This is a genomic window from Streptococcus oralis (assembly GCF_001578705.1).
Taxonomy (GTDB): Bacteria; Bacillota; Bacilli; order Lactobacillales; family Streptococcaceae; genus Streptococcus; species Streptococcus oralis_J.
Genome location: NZ_KQ969037.1, coordinates 925,690 through 943,706, shown reverse-complemented (window position 1 = coordinate 943,706; position 18,017 = coordinate 925,690). Strand labels below are relative to the sequence as shown.

Below are 18,017 nucleotides of genomic sequence, written 5' to 3'. Positions count from 1 at the left end.
AGTAGAAGTGCTCATGTTTTTTAGCAAAAATTCAAATAGAGAAATACCTCGAATCATGTTATAATGAAAGGATAGAATCGTTAGAAAGAGTGGGTATCTTTTGTGATAACTCCTACCTATAATTGGAAATTTATGCCGCAAGTAGAAGACGCGGATTTTAATAAGATAGCAAAGAAAGAAGGATTGGGGGCTGATGTAGCTCGTCTCTTGCTGGAGCGTGGAATTTCAGATCAAGTTGCGCTCAAGCGTTTTTTAGAGCCTTCCTTGGAGGATTTGTATGATCCATATCTTCTGAATGATATGAGAAAGGCAGTAGAACGGATTCGTCAGGCGATTGAAAATTACGAGCAAATTTTGATTTATGGTGACTACGATGCAGACGGAATGACCTCGGCTTCGATTGTCAAAGAGGCGCTGGAACAGTTAGGCGCAGAGTGTCAGGTTTATTTGCCTAATAGATTTACAGACGGTTATGGGCCTAATGCTAGTGTTTACAAATACTTCATTGAACAGCAAGGAATTTCCTTAATTGTAACTGTAGATAATGGTGTTGCAGGACATGAGGCGATTGACTTAGCTCAGTCTATGGGAGTAGATGTCATTGTGACTGATCATCATTCCATGCCTGAAACCTTACCAGATGCTTATGCGATTATCCATCCAGAACACCCAGATGCAGATTATCCCTTTAAGTATTTAGCGGGTTGTGGAGTGGCTTTCAAGTTGGCTTGTGCCCTACTAGAGGAAGTGCAACTGGAGTTGCTAGATTTAGTAGCTATTGGAACCATTGCCGATATGGTCAGTCTGACAGATGAAAATCGGATCTTGGTTCAGTATGGTTTGGACGTACTGCGAAGCAGCCAACGGATAGGTTTGCAGGAGATGCTGACTATCGCTGGAATTGCAGCTACTGAGCTGACAGAAGAAACTGTTGGTTTTCAGATTGCTCCCCGTTTAAATGCCTTGGGACGTTTAGATGATCCCAACCCTGCTATTGATTTACTAACAGGTTTTGACGATGAGGAGGCGCATGATATTGCCCTTATGATTCATCAAAAGAATGAAGAGCGCAAGGAAATTGTCCAATCAATCTATGACGAAGCCAAATTGATGGTAGATCCTGAGAGACAGGTGCAAATCTTGGCTAAAGAAGGCTGGAATCCAGGCGTACTTGGAATCGTTGCAGGTCGTTTGCTGGAAGAACTTGGTCAGACAGTTATCGTTTTGAACATTGAAGAGAATCGAGCCAAGGGAAGTGCCCGTAGTATAGAAGCTGTCGATATATTTGAGGCCTTGGACCCACATCGAGACCTTTTTATCGCCTTTGGAGGGCACGCTGGTGCGGCTGGTATGACGTTAGCCGTCGAGAAAATACCAGTTTTGTCAGAAGTGCTGGAAAGTTATATTCGTGAAATAGGTGCAGATGCTACTGGGAAAAATACCTTGAACTTGGACGAAGAGTTGGAGCTGGAAAATCTGAGTTTAGAGACAGTGAAAAACTTTGAACGTTTGGCACCTTTTGGAATGGATAATCAAAAACCAGTTTTTTACGTCAAGGACTTTCAAGTGGAACATGCTCGTGCCATGGGAGCAGGCAACGCTCATCTCAAACTAAAGATTTCCAAGGGTGAGGCGGGTTTTGAAGTGGTGGCCTTTGGACAAGGTAGCTGGGCGACAGAATTTTCTCAAACCAAGAATCTAGAATTGGCAGTCACCTTGTCTGTCAATCAATGGAATGGCCAAACTGCCCTCCAGTTGATGATGGTGGATGCGCGTGTGGAAGGTGTTCAACTCTTTAACATTCGTGGGAAGAACGTAGCCCTGCCAGAAGGGGTTCCAGTCTTGGATTTCTCTGGAGAGGTGCCAGATTTAGCGACTAGTGAAGCGGTTGTTGTGAAAAATATTCCGGAAGATATTACCTTGCTGAAGGCCATTTTTCAGAAACAACATTTCTCTGCTGTCTATTTCAAAAATGACATTGACAAGGTCTACTATCTGACAGGTTACGGGACTAGAGAACAGTTTGCCAAATTGTACAAGACTATTTACCAGTTCCCAGAGTTTGATATTCGCTACAAGCTCAAAGATTTGGCGACTTATCTCAATATCCAACAAATCTTGCTGGTCAAGATGATCCAAGTATTTGAAGAGCTGGGCTTTGTGACGATCAAAGATGGTGTCATGACAGTCAATAAAGAAGCGCCGAAAAGGGAAATTGCTGAAAGTCAGATATACCAAAATCTCAAACAAACCGTCAAAGACCAAGAGATGATGGCGCTGGGGACGGTACAAGAAATGTATGATTTTTTGATGGAAGAAAACTAGAAGATAGGAAAGAGTTGGGTAACCAGCTCTTTTTTGAAAACAAATCTTCATTTTGAAAATAATCAAAAAAATGGTATAATGGTAGGAAAAGATTCGGCTGAAAGTTTTAGAACTTTTAGAATAAAAGGGTAAATTCGCCCTATAATCAAGATAAATGAAGTTTCGGAGGAAAAATGAGTAATATTAGTTTAACAACACTAGGTGGTGTACGAGAAAATGGTAAAAATATGTACATCGCTGAAATCGATGGTTCTATTTTTGTTTTGGATGCAGGGCTTAAATACCCTGAAAATGAACAACTAGGGGTTGATGTCGTCATTCCAAATATGGACTACCTTTTTGAAAATAGCGATCGTATCGCAGGGGTCTTTTTGACCCACGGACATGCGGATGCCATTGGTGCCCTGCCTTATCTTTTGGCAGAGGCTAAGGTGCCTGTGTTTGGTTCGGAGTTGACCATTGAGTTGGCCAAACTCTTTGTCAAAGGAAATGATACGGTTAAGAAATTCAATGACTTCCATGTGATTGATGAAGATACGGAGATAGACTTTGGAGGAACTGTGGTTTCCTTCTTCCGTACAACTCACTCTATCCCAGAAAGTTTGGGAATAGTCCTGAAAACAGCTGAAGGTAGCATCGTTTATACAGGGGACTTCAAGTTTGACCAGACAGCTAGCGAATCCTATACGACGGATTTTGCTCGTTTGGCAGAAATTGGTCGTGATGGTGTCTTGGCACTCCTCAGTGATTCAGCCAATGCAGACAGCAATATCCAGGTGGCGAGCGAGAGTGAAGTTGGAGACGAAATTACCCAGACCATTGCAGACTGGGAAGGTCGTATTATCGTTGCCGCAGTTGCCAGCAACCTTTCTCGTATCCAGCAGGTTTTTGATGCTGCAGCAGATACAGGTCGCCGAGTTGTTTTGACTGGATTTGATATTGAAAATATCGTCCGCACTGCGATTCGTCTCAAAAAATTATCTCTGGCCAACGAAAGTCTCTTGATCAAACCCAAAGAAATGTCTCGTTTTGAAGACCATGAGTTGATTATTCTAGAGACAGGTCGTATGGGTGAACCCATCAATGGACTTCGCAAGATGTCTATTGGACGCCACCGTTATGTGGAAATCAAGGACGGTGACCTAGTTTATATCGTAACGACTCCATCTATCGCTAAAGAAGCTGTCATGGCACGTGTTGAAAATATGATCTATCAAGCTGGTGGTGTGGTAAAACTCATTACCCAAAGCTTGCGAGTATCAGGACACGGGAATGCGCGTGATTTACAGTTGATGATCAATCTCTTGCAACCAAAATACCTCTTCCCTATCCAAGGGGAATATCGTGAATTGGATGCACATGCCAAGGCTGCCATGGCGGTTGGAATGTTGCCAGAGCGCATTTTTATCCCTAAAAAGGGAACCACCATGTTCTACGAACACGGGGACTTTGTCCCTGCTGGCGGAGTTTCCGCAGGTGATGTTTTGATTGACGGAAATGCCATCGGAGATGTTGGAAATGTTGTTCTTCGTGACCGTAAGGTCTTGTCAGAGGATGGGATTTTTATCGTGGCTATCACTGTCAACCGTCGTGAGAAGAAAATTGTGGCTAAGGCACGAGTTCACACGCGTGGATTTGTCTATCTCAAGAAGAGTCGTGACATTCTCCGTGAAAGTTCAGAACTGATCAACCAAATCGTGGAAGACTATCTCCAAGGTGAAGATTTCGACTGGGCAGATCTCAAAGGCAAGGTTCGCGACAATCTGACCAAGTACCTCTTTGATCAAACCAAGCGTCGCCCAGCAATCTTGCCAGTCGTGATGGAAGCAAAATAATAAGCAGCATACCTACAGAAAAAGTCGAAATTCGGCTTTTTCTTATAGAATAGTAAAAGGAGAAAACCATGGCAGTTATGAATATTGAGTATTACTCAGAAGTTTTGGATATGGAGTGGGGTGTTACCGTACTCTATCCGGATGCCAGTCGGGTGACTGAACCAGATTGCACAGATATTCCTGTCCTTTATCTTTTGCACGGAATGTCAGGAAACCAAAATAGCTGGCTCAAGCGTACCAATGTCGAACGCTTGTTGCGCGGAACCAATCTCATTGTTATCATGCCCAATACAAATAATGGCTGGTACACCGATACCCAGTATGGTTTTGACTACTATACAGCTCTAGCAGAAGAACTCCCCCAAGTCATGAAACGCTTCTTCCCTAATATGACCAGCAAGCGAGAAAAGACCTTCATTGCGGGTCTCTCCATGGGAGGCTATGGTTCCTTCAAGCTGGCTCTCGCAACCGATCGTTTTTCTCATGCGGCTAGTTTTTCTGGTGCGCTCAGTTTTCAGGAATTTTCTCCTGAAAGTCAGGATTTGGGCTCTCTTGCCTACTGGCGAGGAGTTTTTGGAGAAATCAAAGACTGGACAGCTAGCCCTCATTCGCTTGAAAGCATGTCTGCAAAATCCGATAAAAAGACCAAACTATGGGCTTGGTGTGGGGAGCAAGACTATCTCTACTCTGCCAATAAGCTCGCTGTGAAAAATCTCAAAAATCTTGGTTTTGAGGTGACCTATAGTCATAGTCCAGGTAAGCACGAGTGGTACTACTGGGAAAAACAATTGGAACGTTTTTTGGCTACTCTACCAATTAACTTTGTTTTGGAAGAGCGCTTATCTTAGTTTTAGGTTTCTTTCAGTTTTTTTTCAGTAAAATAGAGAATCTATCTTGATTATGGGAGACCATCGATTTCAAGATAGGTTCTTATTTTTATGAAAGGTGGAGTGTCATGTTCTGGATTATTCGATTATTATTCCGATTTCTTTTGGGAATTTGGCGTTTCTTCTGGCGTCTGGTTTGGACCGTGGCTAGTCTACTTCTCATTGCCTTTGGAGTGGTTTGGTATCTGTCTGGTGATTTTCATTCTGCGGTCAATCAGCTTGAAAAAATGAGCAAGATTGGTCAAGGTGGCTGGAATCAATGGAAAGAGACGGGAACGCTGGAAGTCTTGTCTCAGACAGACAGTCACCAACATGCAGAAGGCAAGTGGGCTCAGTCCTCAGCTCGCATCTATATTGAGCCTCAAATGGATGAGACCTTCCAAGGTGCCTATGCAGAAGCCATAAAAAACTGGAATCAAACGGGAGCCTTTACCTTTGAGGTGGTTGCGGATCCTAGTCAGGCAGATATTGTGGCAAGTGAGATGAATGATGGATCGACCGCTGTAGCAGGTCAAGCCGAGAGTCAAACCAATCTCTTGACCAATCAATTTATATCTGTAACAGTTCGCTTGAATCACTATTACCTATCCAATCCAAACTATGGTTATTCTTATGAACGGATCGTGCACACGGCGGAGCACGAGCTGGGGCATGCCATCGGATTGGATCACACCAACGAGACTTCTGTCATGCAGCCAGCAGGTTCCTACTATGGGATTCAGCCCCAGGATGTGACAGCTGTTCAAAAACTTTATACCAGTAGCGACTAGATGAAGTCAGTGCAATCCGAAATGAAATCAAAGCTCCTCCATCAAGTGATCGGTGGGGCTTTTTGTTCGTCCTGTTACAGGCTTTTTGCTATAATGGAACTATGAATAACTTGATCAAATCAAAACTAGACCTCTTGCCGACCAGCCCTGGTTGTTACATTCACAAGGATAAAAATGGCACTATTATCTATGTAGGAAAGGCTAAAAATCTACGCAATCGCGTGCGTTCCTATTTCCGTGGAAGTCATGATACCAAGACCGAGGCTCTGGTGTCTGAGATTGTGGATTTTGAATTTATCGTCACTGAGTCTAATATCGAGGCCCTCCTGCTGGAAATTAACCTTATCAAGGAAAACAAGCCCAAGTACAATATCATGCTCAAGGATGATAAGTCTTATCCTTTTATCAAAATCACCAATGAGCGCTATCCTCGTTTGATTATTACCCGTCAGGTTAAAAAGGACGGTGGTCTTTATTTTGGCCCTTATCCCGATGTGGGAGCGGCCAATGAAATCAAGCGACTGTTGGATCGGATTTTCCCTTTTCGTAAGTGTACCAATCCACCGTCTAAGGTTTGTTTTTACTATCATATCGGCCAATGTATGGCCCACACCATCTGTAAGAAGGATGAGGCCTATTTCAAGTCCATGGCTCAGGAGGTTTCTGATTTCCTAAAAGGACAGGATGACAAAATCATCGATGACCTCAAGGGCAAGATGGCAAAGGCAGCTCAAAGTATGGAGTTTGAACGTGCGGCGGAATACCGTGACCTGATTCAGGCGATTGGAACACTTCGGACCAAGCAACGGGTCATGGCCAAGGATCTCCAAAATCGGGATGTATTTGGCTACTATGTGGACAAGGGTTGGATGTGTGTGCAGGTTTTCTTTGTCCGTCAAGGAAAACTCATCGAGCGGGATGTCAATCTTTTCCCCTACTACAATGATCCGGATGAGGACTTCTTGACCTATGTGGGGCAGTTTTATCAAGAAAAATCCCACCTGGTTCCCAATGAAGTGCTGATTCCGCAGGATATTGATGAAGAAGCTGTCAAGGCCTTGGTGGATACCAAGATTCTCAAACCCCAGCGTGGAGAGAAAAAGCAACTGGTCAATCTGGCTATAAAGAACGCTCGAGTCAGTCTAGAGCAGAAATTTAACCTGCTAGAAAAATCTGTCGAAAAGACCCAAGGGGCTATTGAAAATCTGGGACGCTTGCTCCAAATACCGACTCCAGTCCGTATCGAGTCTTTTGATAACTCTAATATCATGGGGACCAGTCCTGTTTCAGCTATGGTGGCCTTTGTCAATGGAAAACCGAGTAAAAAAGACTACCGTAAGTACAAGATAAAAACCGTTGTGGGTCCAGACGATTATGCCAGTATGAGAGAGGTTATCCGCAGACGCTATGGCCGAGTTCAGCGTGAGAGCTTGACCCCGCCAGATTTGATTGTCATCGATGGGGGACAAGGTCAGGTCAATATCGCAAAGCAAGTCATCCAAGAAGAGCTAGGTTTGGATATCCCAATTGCAGGTCTGCAAAAGAATGACAAGCACCAAACCCATGAACTGCTCTTTGGAGATCCGCTGGAGGTGGTGGAGTTGTCTCGCAATTCTCAGGAATTTTTCCTCCTCCAACGCATCCAAGATGAGGTGCACCGCTTTGCTATCACTTTCCACCGTCAACTGCGCTCAAAAAATTCCTTTTCTTCACAACTGGATGGGATTGACGGTCTAGGACCTAAACGTAAGCAGAATCTCATGAAGCATTTCAAGTCTTTGACTAAAATCAAGGAAGCTAGTGTGGATGAAATTGTCGAAGTTGGAGTGCCAAGAGCAGTCGCAGAAGCTGTGCAAACCAAGTTGAACCCGCAGGAAGAAGTGGAATTGGCTCAAGTGGCGGAAGAACAAGTAGATTACCAAACAGAAGGAGAACACAATGAATCATAAAATTGCAATTCTATCAGATATTCATGGCAATGCGACAGCCTTAGAAGCAGTTATTGCAGATGCTAAAAATCAAGGAGTCAGTGAATACTGGCTTCTGGGAGATATTTTTCTTCCTGGTCCAGGTGCAAATGACTTGGTCGCTCTGTTAAAGGAACTTCCTATCACAGCAAGTGTTCGAGGCAATTGGGATGATTGTGTCCTTGAGGCTTTAGATGGGCAATATGGCTTAGAAGACCCACAGGAAGTTCAGCTCTTGCGTATGACGCAGTATTTGATGGAGCGAATGGATCCCGATCAGATCGCTTGGCTGCGGAGCCTGCCTATGGTTGCGAAGAAAGAAATTGATGGGCTGCGTTTTTCGCTCTCTCACAACTTACCTGACAAAAACTATGGAGGAGACTTGCTGGTTGACAATGATACGGAGAAATTTGACCAGCTACTTGATGAGGAGACAGATGTAGCAGTTTACGGTCATGTCCACAAGCAGTTGCTTCGTTATGGAAGCCGAGGGCAACAAATCATCAATCCAGATTCGATTGGCATGCCCTATTTTGATTGGGAGGCGTTAAAAAATCACCGTGCTCAGTATGCCGTGATAGAAGTAGAAGATGGGGAATTGGTAAACATTCTATTCCGAAAAGTTTCTTATGACTATGAAGTGGAGCTAGAATTAGCCAAGTCCAAGGGGCTTCCCTTTATTGAAATGTATGAAGAGCTACGCAGAGAAGACAACTATCAGGGGCACAATATGGAACTTTTAGCTAGTTTAATTGAAAAGCATGGATATGTAGAGGATGTGAAAGATTATTTTGATTTTCTGCAAAGTTAGAAATAAAATGGACGCCCTTAATTTGAAGTGAGATTTGTAGTCGAATCGCTTAGAAAAGAGTCAGACAATAAGGAAGAAAAGATGGCTTAGCTAAAGTTTGACAATGAAATTATTTTGTTATACAATGAACTTAATTCTTAATAAAAAGGAGAACATTATGAAGAAAATTATTACAGCCAGTATGGCTCTTTTATCTGTTGTTGTTTTAGCAGCATGTTCAGGGAAAACAACGTCTGATTCTTCGACTAAGACTTCAAGCTCTGTAGAACAAACTTCTTCTTCAGAGACTTCATCAACAACGTCTAGTTCAAAGACAGAAAATAATGAGGTTGTTTTGATCACCGATGAAGAAATTGACAATGCTAAAACTGTTGGAGATGTGAAGAAAGTCTTTGGTAAACTAGTCGACAATTATAAAAAGCATGCAGTTGAAATAGGGGAGAAAATTCCAGAGAGTGGAAAAGAAGCATATAACGCCCAAGTTGAACCAGCGCTTAAGTCTATGGAGACTGTAAGAGAGTCATTTAACGAAAGCCTTTCAAGTATTGGTTCTGATGATACAGTAGTGCCAGAACAAACTCGTACTCTATTTGTTCAACAGTTGAAAACTGGACGTGACACAATGAAGAAAGCGCTGGAAGCGGCTTATAAAGCAATTGCTCCATACACATCTGGTCAATAATATAAGAAAGTAGGTGTTCGATCACCTGCTTTTTGATTGCTTCAAATCTAAAGCGATACCTACTTAAAGAGCTCCAAATTAATAGCAGAGAGTTTGAAAGAAGTACTAACTCTATGAAAAATCCCTGCAAGCTCTTTCAAAATATGGTAGAATGGAAGCAGTAGAATTAGAAAAGGAAATCGATTATGAAATTTCTTGAATTAAATAAAAAACGTCATGCGACCAAGCATTTCACTGATAAGCCAGTTGATCCCAAAGATGTTCGCACAGCTATTGAAATCGCAACTTTAGCCCCAAGTGCCCACAACAGCCAGCCATGGAAGTTTGTGGTTGTTCGTGAGAAAAATGCTGAATTGGCAAAATTGGCTTATGGTTCGAACTTTGAGCAGGTATCATCAGCACCTGTAACCATTGCCTTGTTTACAGATACGGACCTTGCTAAACGTGCTCGTAAGATTGCCCGCGTTGGTGGTGCAAAGAACTTCTCTGAAGAGCAACTTCAATATTTTATGAAGAATTTGCCTGCTGAATTTGCGCGTTACAGTGAGCAACAAGTCAGTGACTACCTAGCCCTCAATGCAGGTTTGGTTGCCATGAACTTGGTTCTCGCTTTGACAGACCAAGGAATCGGTTCTAATATTATCCTTGGATTTGACAAATCAAAAGCCAACGAAGTTTTAGATATCGAAGACCGTTTCCGCCCAGAACTCTTGATTACGGTAGGTTACACAGACGAAAAATTGGAACCAAGCTACCGCTTGCCAGTAGATGAAATCATCGAGAAAAGATAGAAGGAAGAAAAAATGACAGCAATTGATTTTACAGCAGAAGTAGAAAAACGCAAAGAAGACCTCTTGGCTGACTTGTTTAGCCTTTTGGAGATTAACTCAGAACGTGATGACAGCAAGGCGGACGCTCAGCATCCATTTGGACCTGGTCCAGTAAAAGCCTTGGAAAAATTCCTTGAAATCGCAGACCGTGATGGTTATCCAACTAAGAATGTCGATAACTATGCTGGACATTTCGAATTTGGTGATGGAGAAGAAGTTCTCGGAATCTTTGCTCACATGGACGTGGTGCCAGCTGGTAGTGGTTGGGATACAGACCCTTATACACCAACTATCAAAGACGGTCGTCTTTATGCGCGTGGAGCTTCAGACGACAAGGGGCCTACAACAGCTTGTTACTATGGTTTGAAAATCATCAAAGAATTGGGCCTTCCAACTTCTAAGAAAGTTCGTTTCATAGTAGGAACAGACGAAGAATCAGGTTGGGCAGATATGGACTACTACTTTGAACATGTAGGACTTGCGAAACCAGACTTTGGCTTCTCTCCAGACGCTGAATTCCCTATCATTAATGGTGAAAAAGGAAATATCACAGAATACCTTCACTTTGCAGGTGAAAATACAGGTGTTGCCCGTCTTCACAGTTTCACAGGTGGTTTGCGTGAAAACATGGTACCTGAATCAGCGACAGCAGTCGTTTCAGGTGACTTGGCTGACTTGCAAGCTAAACTAGATGCCTTTGTTGCAGAGCACAAACTTAGAGGAGAACTCCAAGAAGAAAACGGTCAGTACAAGGTGACTGTGATTGGTAAATCAGCCCATGGTGCTATGCCTGCTTCAGGTGTCAACGGTGCAACCTACCTTGCCCTCTTCCTCAGCCAGTTTGACTTTGCAGGACCTGCAAAAGACTACCTCGACATCGCTGGTAAGATTCTCTTGAATGACCATGAGGGTGAAAATCTCAAGGTGGCTCATGTGGATGAAAAGATGGGTGCCCTTTCTATGAATGCCGGTGTTTTCCGCTTCGATGAAACAAGCGCTGACAATACGATTGCCCTCAACTTCCGTTATCCAAAAGGAACAAGTCCAGAGCAGATCAAGTCAATCCTTGAAACCTTGCCAGTTGCTTCTGTTAGCCTTTCTGAACACGGTCACACACCTCACTATGTGCCAATGGAAGATCCACTTGTGCAAACCTTGTTGAATGTCTATGAAAAACAAACTGGACTTCAAGGTCATGAACAAGTCATCGGTGGTGGTACCTTCGGTCGCTTGTTGGAACGTGGGGTTGCCTACGGTGCTATGTTCCCAGACTCAATTGACACTATGCACCAAGCCAACGAATTTATCGCCTTAGACGATCTCTTCCGAGCAGCAGCAATCTATGCCGAAGCGATTTACGAATTGATCAAATAAAGCTATAGAAGTCTGAGATGTTATGCTTGGACTTCTTTTTGGAGGGAAAACAGATGTCTCAAATCGAAAGAATCAAGCAGGCCATTATGGCGGATCCACAGAATACCAGCTATACAGAACGTGGAATCGAACCTCTCTTTGCGGCGCCAAAAACTGCTCGCATCAATATTGTCGGTCAAGCTCCGGGGTTTAAAACGCAAGAAGCTGGGATTTATTGGAAGGATAAGAGTGGTGATCGCTTGCGGGACTGGCTAGGTGTAGATGAAGATACCTTTTACAATTCAGGTTATTTTGCAGTTCTGCCCATGGATTTCTACTTTCCGGGACATGGCAAGTCAGGTGATCTTCCACCTCGTACAGGTTTTGCAGAAAAATGGCATCCGCAACTCTTGCAAGAGTTGCCCGATATCCAATTAACTCTCTTGATTGGGCAATATGCCCAAGCCTATTATTTACAGGAGAAAGTTAGTGGCAAGGTGACAGAACGGGTAAAACATTACCAGAACTACTTACCAACCTATTTCCCACTAGTTCACCCCTCGCCACGAAATCAAATCTGGATGAAAAAAAATCCTTGGTTTGAGTCAGAAGTAGTGCCAGAGTTGCAAGCATTGGTACAAAAGATTATTCATCAATAAAGGAGAAAAACTATGGACGCTTATCAACAAGTAGCTAATACCTTGCAAGAGTTGGGTATCGTCTATGATGTGGTAGAGCATCCACCTGCATTTACGACAGAGCAGGCGGATAGCTATATTGAAGGCCTAGAAGGAGTTCGAACCAAGTCCATGTTTTTGACCAACAAAAAGAAAACCCAGTATTATCTGCTCATCATGGATGATCATAAACCATTGGATATGGATGACTTTAAAGAGCAAGTGGGAGCTAATCGGATTCGCATGGCTTCATTGGACTCCTTGGCTGAGAAAATGAACCTACCAGCAGGAACAGTATCACCTTTTGGTTTGTTAAATAATGATGAAAAAGACATTCTAGTTTATTTTGATAAGGACATTGTATCGGAGGATATCATGACTTTCCATCCCAATACTAATGAAAAGACCATCTTTATTAAAACCCAAGACTTGTTCCGATTTTTAGAGTCTATTGACTTTAGCTACGAAATTCTAACACTTCCATAACAAATTCTATAGGAGAAATCATGAAAGAAATTCCATTTTCGAGTTTTTACCAAGCTTATCAGAAAGAAAACTTACACGTTCTCGATATTCGTGAGCAGGAGGAGTATGATGCCCTTCACTTAGAAGGAGTCCAGCTTCTTCCTCTTTCTGAGTTAGCAGATCGCTACCAAGAGTTGGAACTTGACCAACTCTATTATGTCATCTGTAAGTTGGGCATTCGTTCAGCTCGTGCTTGCCAGTTCTTAGAGGAACATGGATACAAGGCCATCAATGTTCAAGGTGGCATGATGGCCTTTGAAAATCTTTAAAGTTTTGCATTTCTCTTACTTGGTGTGGACTAGGTAGGAGAAATTTGTTTTTAGACAATTCTTATTTTTTAAAATATTGAAAACATTCAATGATTAATTTTGGATGCTTTTTTCAAAATCTTAATCATGGTATACTAGGTCAGTATTTTAGAAATATGAAGGAGATTTTTATGGCTAAAAAAGGTGCCCTAACAGGCTTGCTCCTGTTTGGAATATTTTTTGGTGCGGGGAACTTGATTTTTCCGCCTTCTCTAGGTGCTCTATCTGGAGAACAGTTTCTTCCTGCCATCGCAGGTTTTGTCTTTTCAGGCGTCGGTATCGCCGTTTTGACCCTTATTATTGGAACGCTCAATCCTAAAGGATACATTCACGAGATTTCTAAGAAAATCTCACCTTGGTTTGCAACTCTTTATCTTGCAGTCCTCTATCTATCGATTGGCCCATTCTTTGCCATCCCACGTACAGCAACAACAGCTTACGAGGTCGGCATCAGCCCCCTCTTGTCTGAAGCAAATAAAGGCCTAGGATTGATTATCTTTACCGTGCTTTACTTTGCCGCAGCCTATCTGATTTCACTCAATCCATCAAAGATTTTGGATCGTATCGGCCGTATTTTAACACCAGTCTTTGCGATTTTGATTGTTATCTTGGTTGTACTAGGTGCCTTCAAATATGGTGGAACCAGCCCTCAAGTAGCTTCAGAAGCCTATCAAGCTTCTGCTTTTGGTACAGGTTTCCTAGAAGGTTACAATACCTTGGATGCCCTAGCCTCAGTGGCCTTCAGTGTCATCGCTGTTCAAACCTTGAAACAGCTTGGATTTTCAAGTAAGAAAGAATACATCTCAACTATTTGGGTGGTTGGTATCGTTGTAGCTCTTGCCTTCAGCGCTCTTTACATCGGTTTAGGATTCCTTGGAAATCACTTCCCGGTACCAGCAGAAGCGATGAAGGGTGGAACACCAGGTGTTTATATCTTGTCGCAAGCAACTCAGGAAATCTTTGGTTCGACAGCTCAACTCTTCCTTGCTGTTATGGTAACTGTAACCTGCTTCACAACGACAGTTGGCTTGATTGTGTCAACAGCTGAGTTCTTTAACGGACGTTTCCCACAAATCAGCTACAAGGTTTATGCGACAGCCTTTACCTTGATTGGATTTGCCATTGCCAATTTGGGTCTTGATGCAATCATCAAGTACTCAGTTCCAGTACTGGTAATCTTGTACCCAATCACGATTGCCATCGTTATGATTGTCATTGTCAACAAATTTGTGGCTCTTTCAAAACCAGGTATGCAGTTGACAATTGCTGTTGTTACAGCTATTGCCATTGCAAGCGTACTAGGAAGCTCGTTTAAGGTTGAGTTTCTTGCAAATCTTGTCAACGCCCTTCCTTTTGCCAAGGCATCTCTCCCATGGTTGGTGCCAGCCATCGTAGGAATCTTGCTCTCATTGGTTCTACCAAACAAGCAAGAGAGTGACGTTTTTGAGATGGAATAATCACTAAAATCACTTTTGTAGCCAAGTCTACAGGAGTGATTTTCTTTTTTTATCCGATGATAAATGTGTTATAATAGGTAGCAAAAGAGGTGAAGAAATGAATCAAACTGTAAACTATATCAAAGAACTAACCGCAATTGCATCTCCGACGGGCTTTACTCGTGAGATTTCAGACTACCTAGTCCATACTTTAGAAGAGCTTGGTTACCAGCCTGTTCGCACAGCAAAGGGCGGTGTCAATGTGACCATTAAAGGTCAAAATGATGAGCAACACCGCTATGTGACTGCCCATGTGGATACGCTGGGTGCTATTGTTCGTGCAGTCAAACCGGATGGCCGTCTCAAATTGGACCGTATCGGTGGTTTTCCTTGGAACATGATTGAAGGGGAAAACTGTACGGTTCATGTGGCTAGCACAGGTAAAAAGGTATCTGGAACCATCCTCATCCACCAGACTTCTTGTCATGTCTACAAGGATGCAGGAACTGCAGAACGCACACAGGACAATATGGAAGTGCGTTTGGACGCCAAAGTAACCAATGAAAAAGAAACCCGTACCCTTGGAATTGAAGTCGGCGACTTTATCAGTTTTGACCCACGAACGGTCGTGACAGAGACTGGCTTTATCAAGTCACGTCACTTGGATGACAAAGTCAGCGCAGCAATTTTGCTCAATCTGCTTCGTATTTATAAGGAAGAGAAGATTGAGTTGCCAGTAACAACTCATTTTGCTTTTTCAGTCTTTGAAGAGGTGGGTCATGGTGCAAACTCTAACATTCCTGCTCAGGTAGTGGAATATCTAGCTGTGGATATGGGAGCTATGGGAGATGACCAGCAGACGGATGAGTACACAGTATCTATCTGTGTCAAGGATGCTTCCGGTCCTTATCACTATGACTTCCGTCAACACTTAGTTGCCCTGGCGAAAGAGCAAGATATTCCATTTAAGCTGGATATCTATCCATTTTATGGTTCGGATGCTTCCGCAGCTATGTCAGCAGGAGCAGAGGTCAAACACGCCCTCCTTGGAGCTGGTATTGAGTCCAGTCACTCTTACGAGCGCACCCACATTGATTCAGTAGTAGCGACTGAGCGTATGGTTGATGCTTATCTTAAGAGCGAGTTGGTGGACTGAAGGGGCGATAAAGTATTATGTATGAAATACTGAAACAATTAGCAACGCCTGCTATAATAACAGGGATAATTTCGGGTTTGTATGCTTATTTCCAAAAGAAAAAAGAGGAATATCGTAAGTATGTGTATGAAAATAAACAAGAAAACTTTAAAGAACTAGTTGTTTATGCTGATGAACTGGTAGATAAAGGGATTACTAATCCAGATTTAGAAAAACTACTTTTTAGAATTTCTCAAAACATTAATCCGTATGGACGAAAAATAAAAACTTTTGGAAAATATCAGTGGATAGAAGATGATGGATATATATGGTATCAAATAGAAATTATAGAGAAAAAACTTGCTTCTCAAATACTTCAAATAGAGGATTTAAAAGAACTAGCTCATCGGATACAAATTGCTAAACGATTACTAGATATAAAAGTAGAAAAAAATATTCCGATCATAAGTTCAGTTAAAATATGGTTTTATTTATTTCAGTATGCGATGTTATTACTTCAGCTATTTTTCATTTACTCTGGGTACAAAAGTTTTATCGAACAACCGACTGAATTCTCTCCGTTATTAGCTTGTTGCTTGATTATGGTAGTAAGTTTAATTTTTTTACTTCCAGAATTGAGTGTTGATGGAAGCGATGATGGAAGATCTGGAATATTTATTACAGTGTCCCTTTTCTATATTGTCGTAGTTGATACTGTAGTATCGTATTATTTGTATAAAAATTTATTTATTGTTCTTATTGTTGGAATAGTTTCACTTTGTCTAAGTATTTGTGTAGTATTTTTTAAAGCTATTATTTTCGGAGAAAGTGAAATTAGTAAAGTATCTACAATTTATATCGAAGAATATAGAAAACTGCAGGGACCTAAGTTAAGTAAGAGACGCTTTATAGATAATTTTACAGTTATTCCATTTTTTAGTAAGATTAAGAATTTATTTCACAAAGATAAGAGGGAGGGGAATGATGACCTATAAACATCGACTCTTTGACCTTGGCTGTTCCCTTCTCAACTTTGAAACAGTTGAGGATTAGGGGGAGTCTGATATCAGATATTCAAGGGGTAAATAAAGCAGGGATTGACAGTGAGTGATTTAATCCCTAGATACTTGAGAATACAAGCACAGCTATCCCAAACTGTCAGATTCAAGGTTGAAGATATTATAATTAAAAGGAGAGACTCATGTGCTTCATCTGTCAGAGAATTGAACTCATCAAAGTTGGGCAAAACCCCTACTTTGTCAAAGAACTAGAAACAGGCTATGTAGTTATTGGAGACCACCAATACTTTAAGGGCTATACCTTATTTTTAGCAAAAGAACATGTTACAGAACTCCACCATATGGAGACTCCTGTAAAACTTCGCTTTTTAGAGGAAATGAGTTTGGTCCAAGAAGCAGTCGCCAAAGCATTTGAGGCTGAAAAGATGAATATTGAGCTCCTAGGAAACGGTGATGCCCACGCTCATTGGCATCTGTTTCCGCGAAGAGCAGGTGATATGAAAGGTCACGGACTTAACGGCCGTGGCCCAGTCTGGTGGGTGCCCTGGGAAGAAATGGCAGCAGAAGATTACCAAGTGCAATCTCCAGAGCTGGAAGAGATGATTAAAACCTTATCTCATGAATTGGAGAAATGCTTGGCCTAAGAGAGGAAGAAAGAAATGAAAAAAAGATATGTCATTTTATCTGGTTTATTAGCGTTGATCCTTGCAGCTTGTTCGCAAGAAAAACCAAAGTTGAAGAAAATACTCAAAAGACGGAGCAAAGCAGTCAACCTGAAGGAACTGTGGGTAGCAAATCCCAAACTTCTAGCCAGAAAAAAGCAGAGGTTGTAGATAAAGGAAGTTATTATAGTATCCAAGGGAAATACGATGAAATTATCATTGCCAATAAACGCTATCCTTTGTCAAAAGACTACAATCCAGGAGAGAATCCAACAGCCAAGGCAGAGTTGCTCAAACTAATCGCAGCCATGCAGGCTGAGGGCTATCCAATCAGTGACCACTACAGTGGTTTTAGAAGTTATGAAACTCAGGCTAAGCTATACCAAGACTATGTCAATCAAGACGGGAAGGAAGCAGCAGATCGCTACTCATCCCGCCCAGGTTACAGTGAACACCAGACGGGTCTTGCTTTTGACCTTATTGGTACAGATGGTGATTTAGTTACTGAAGAAAAAGCAGCCCAGTGGCTCTTGGACCATGCGGCTGACTATGGCTTTGTTGTTCGCTATCTCAAAGGCAAGGAAAAAGAGACAGGTTACATGACAGAAGAATGGCATCTCCGCTACGTTGGAAAAGAAGCCAAAGAAATTGCTGCAAGTGGTCTCAGTTTGGAAGAGTACTATGGCTTTGAAGGTGGCGATTACGTCGATTAAAAATGAAAGTTTTCTCTTGCATTTTTAGATAAATAGTGTATAATGGAAAGGTATGTGTAAAGCATACTTGTGGGAGGTAAAA

General features: G+C 42.2%; 16 protein-coding genes and 1 pseudogene. All 17 read left to right on the top strand.

Annotated features, from left to right (window positions below):
* Positions 1–102 precede the first annotated feature (102 nt).
* The 17 genes and pseudogenes from recJ (at position 103) to ldcB (ending at position 17,935) form a co-directional block, all read left to right on the top strand.
* Positions 103–2,325 (top strand): single-stranded-DNA-specific exonuclease RecJ, encoded by a 2,223-nt coding sequence (gene recJ, locus SORDD05_RS04775; protein ID WP_061417383.1) that lies wholly within the window; start codon positions 103–105, stop codon positions 2,323–2,325.
* A gap of 173 nt (positions 2,326–2,498) precedes the next feature.
* The gene (locus tag SORDD05_RS04770; protein ID WP_061417381.1) at positions 2,499–4,160 is read left to right on the top strand and encodes a ribonuclease J; all 1,662 of its coding nucleotides are present in this window, start codon (positions 2,499–2,501) and stop codon (positions 4,158–4,160) included.
* Between the two features lie 68 nt (positions 4,161–4,228).
* On the top strand, positions 4,229–5,008 hold the full coding sequence (locus SORDD05_RS04765) for an alpha/beta hydrolase (RefSeq protein ID WP_061417379.1): 780 nt from the start codon (positions 4,229–4,231) through the stop codon (positions 5,006–5,008).
* A 107-nt stretch (positions 5,009–5,115) separates the two neighbouring features.
* Positions 5,116–5,817: a M57 family metalloprotease gene (locus tag SORDD05_RS04760; protein WP_061417377.1), complete on the top strand. Its 702-nt coding sequence runs from the start codon at positions 5,116–5,118 to the stop codon at positions 5,815–5,817.
* A gap of 101 nt (positions 5,818–5,918) precedes the next feature.
* Positions 5,919–7,766 carry an excinuclease ABC subunit UvrC gene (gene uvrC, locus SORDD05_RS04755; protein WP_061417375.1) on the top strand — a complete coding sequence of 616 codons (1,848 nt, stop codon included), beginning with the start codon at positions 5,919–5,921 and terminating at the stop codon, positions 7,764–7,766.
* Positions 7,756–8,595, top strand: coding sequence for a metallophosphoesterase family protein (locus tag SORDD05_RS04750; protein WP_061417373.1), 840 nt, complete (start codon positions 7,756–7,758; stop codon positions 8,593–8,595). The genes uvrC and SORDD05_RS04750 overlap by 11 nt, the downstream gene beginning before the upstream one ends.
* Positions 8,596–8,752: 157 nt before the next feature.
* On the top strand, positions 8,753–9,277 hold the full coding sequence (locus SORDD05_RS04745) for a hypothetical protein (RefSeq protein WP_000720917.1): 525 nt from the start codon (positions 8,753–8,755) through the stop codon (positions 9,275–9,277).
* A gap of 185 nt (positions 9,278–9,462) precedes the next feature.
* Entirely contained in the window at positions 9,463–10,068 is a 606-nt protein-coding gene (locus tag SORDD05_RS04740; protein ID WP_000670152.1) for a nitroreductase family protein, read from the top strand.
* A gap of 12 nt (positions 10,069–10,080) precedes the next feature.
* Positions 10,081–11,481 carry a dipeptidase PepV gene (pepV, locus tag SORDD05_RS04735; protein ID WP_061417371.1) on the top strand — a complete coding sequence of 467 codons (1,401 nt, stop codon included), beginning with the start codon at positions 10,081–10,083 and terminating at the stop codon, positions 11,479–11,481.
* Between the two features lie 53 nt (positions 11,482–11,534).
* A complete protein-coding gene (locus SORDD05_RS04730; RefSeq protein WP_061417828.1) occupies positions 11,535–12,119 on the top strand; it encodes a uracil-DNA glycosylase family protein in 585 nt (194 codons plus the stop codon).
* 12 nt (positions 12,120–12,131) lie between these two features.
* Positions 12,132–12,623 (top strand): prolyl-tRNA synthetase associated domain-containing protein, encoded by a 492-nt coding sequence (locus SORDD05_RS04725; protein ID WP_061417369.1) that lies wholly within the window; start codon positions 12,132–12,134, stop codon positions 12,621–12,623.
* Between the two features lie 20 nt (positions 12,624–12,643).
* Positions 12,644–12,931, top strand: a complete 288-nt coding sequence (locus SORDD05_RS04720; RefSeq protein ID WP_061417367.1) for a rhodanese-like domain-containing protein — start codon at positions 12,644–12,646, stop codon at positions 12,929–12,931.
* Positions 12,932–13,101: 170 nt separating this feature from the next.
* Positions 13,102–14,427: a branched-chain amino acid transport system II carrier protein gene (brnQ, locus tag SORDD05_RS04715; protein WP_061417365.1), complete on the top strand. Its 1,326-nt coding sequence runs from the start codon at positions 13,102–13,104 to the stop codon at positions 14,425–14,427.
* 97 nt (positions 14,428–14,524) lie between these two features.
* The gene (locus SORDD05_RS04710) at positions 14,525–15,562 is read left to right on the top strand and encodes a M42 family metallopeptidase (RefSeq protein ID WP_061417363.1); all 1,038 of its coding nucleotides are present in this window, start codon (positions 14,525–14,527) and stop codon (positions 15,560–15,562) included.
* A gap of 17 nt (positions 15,563–15,579) precedes the next feature.
* Entirely contained in the window at positions 15,580–16,536 is a 957-nt protein-coding gene (locus SORDD05_RS04705; protein ID WP_061417361.1) for a hypothetical protein, read from the top strand.
* 206 nt (positions 16,537–16,742) lie between these two features.
* Positions 16,743–17,204 (top strand): HIT family protein, encoded by a 462-nt coding sequence (locus SORDD05_RS04700; protein ID WP_061417359.1) that lies wholly within the window; start codon positions 16,743–16,745, stop codon positions 17,202–17,204.
* A 15-nt stretch (positions 17,205–17,219) separates the two neighbouring features.
* Positions 17,220–17,935 (top strand): annotated as a pseudogene (gene ldcB / locus SORDD05_RS04695) (LD-carboxypeptidase LdcB/DacB).
* Positions 17,936–18,017 lie beyond the last annotated feature (82 nt).

Bases quoted from the DNA above. Each gene is read 5' to 3' on its own strand.
- SORDD05_RS04770 (WP_061417381.1), top strand. From the start codon at position 2,499: ATGAGTAATATTAGTTTAACAACACTAGGTGGTGTACGAGAAAATGGT.
- SORDD05_RS04765 (WP_061417379.1), top strand. From the start codon at position 4,229: ATGGCAGTTATGAATATTGAGTATTACTCAGAAGTTTTGGATATGGAG.
- SORDD05_RS04760 (WP_061417377.1), top strand. From the start codon at position 5,116: ATGTTCTGGATTATTCGATTATTATTCCGATTTCTTTTGGGAATTTGG.
- uvrC (WP_061417375.1), top strand. From the start codon at position 5,919: ATGAATAACTTGATCAAATCAAAACTAGACCTCTTGCCGACCAGCCCT.
- SORDD05_RS04750 (WP_061417373.1), top strand. From the start codon at position 7,756: ATGAATCATAAAATTGCAATTCTATCAGATATTCATGGCAATGCGACA.
- SORDD05_RS04745 (WP_000720917.1), top strand. From the start codon at position 8,753: ATGAAGAAAATTATTACAGCCAGTATGGCTCTTTTATCTGTTGTTGTT.
- SORDD05_RS04740 (WP_000670152.1), top strand. From the start codon at position 9,463: ATGAAATTTCTTGAATTAAATAAAAAACGTCATGCGACCAAGCATTTC.
- pepV (WP_061417371.1), top strand. From the start codon at position 10,081: ATGACAGCAATTGATTTTACAGCAGAAGTAGAAAAACGCAAAGAAGAC.
- SORDD05_RS04730 (WP_061417828.1), top strand. From the start codon at position 11,535: ATGTCTCAAATCGAAAGAATCAAGCAGGCCATTATGGCGGATCCACAG.
- SORDD05_RS04725 (WP_061417369.1), top strand. From the start codon at position 12,132: ATGGACGCTTATCAACAAGTAGCTAATACCTTGCAAGAGTTGGGTATC.
- SORDD05_RS04720 (WP_061417367.1), top strand. From the start codon at position 12,644: ATGAAAGAAATTCCATTTTCGAGTTTTTACCAAGCTTATCAGAAAGAA.
- brnQ (WP_061417365.1), top strand. From the start codon at position 13,102: ATGGCTAAAAAAGGTGCCCTAACAGGCTTGCTCCTGTTTGGAATATTT.
- SORDD05_RS04710 (WP_061417363.1), top strand. From the start codon at position 14,525: ATGAATCAAACTGTAAACTATATCAAAGAACTAACCGCAATTGCATCT.
- SORDD05_RS04705 (WP_061417361.1), top strand. From the start codon at position 15,580: ATGTATGAAATACTGAAACAATTAGCAACGCCTGCTATAATAACAGGG.
- SORDD05_RS04700 (WP_061417359.1), top strand. From the start codon at position 16,743: ATGTGCTTCATCTGTCAGAGAATTGAACTCATCAAAGTTGGGCAAAAC.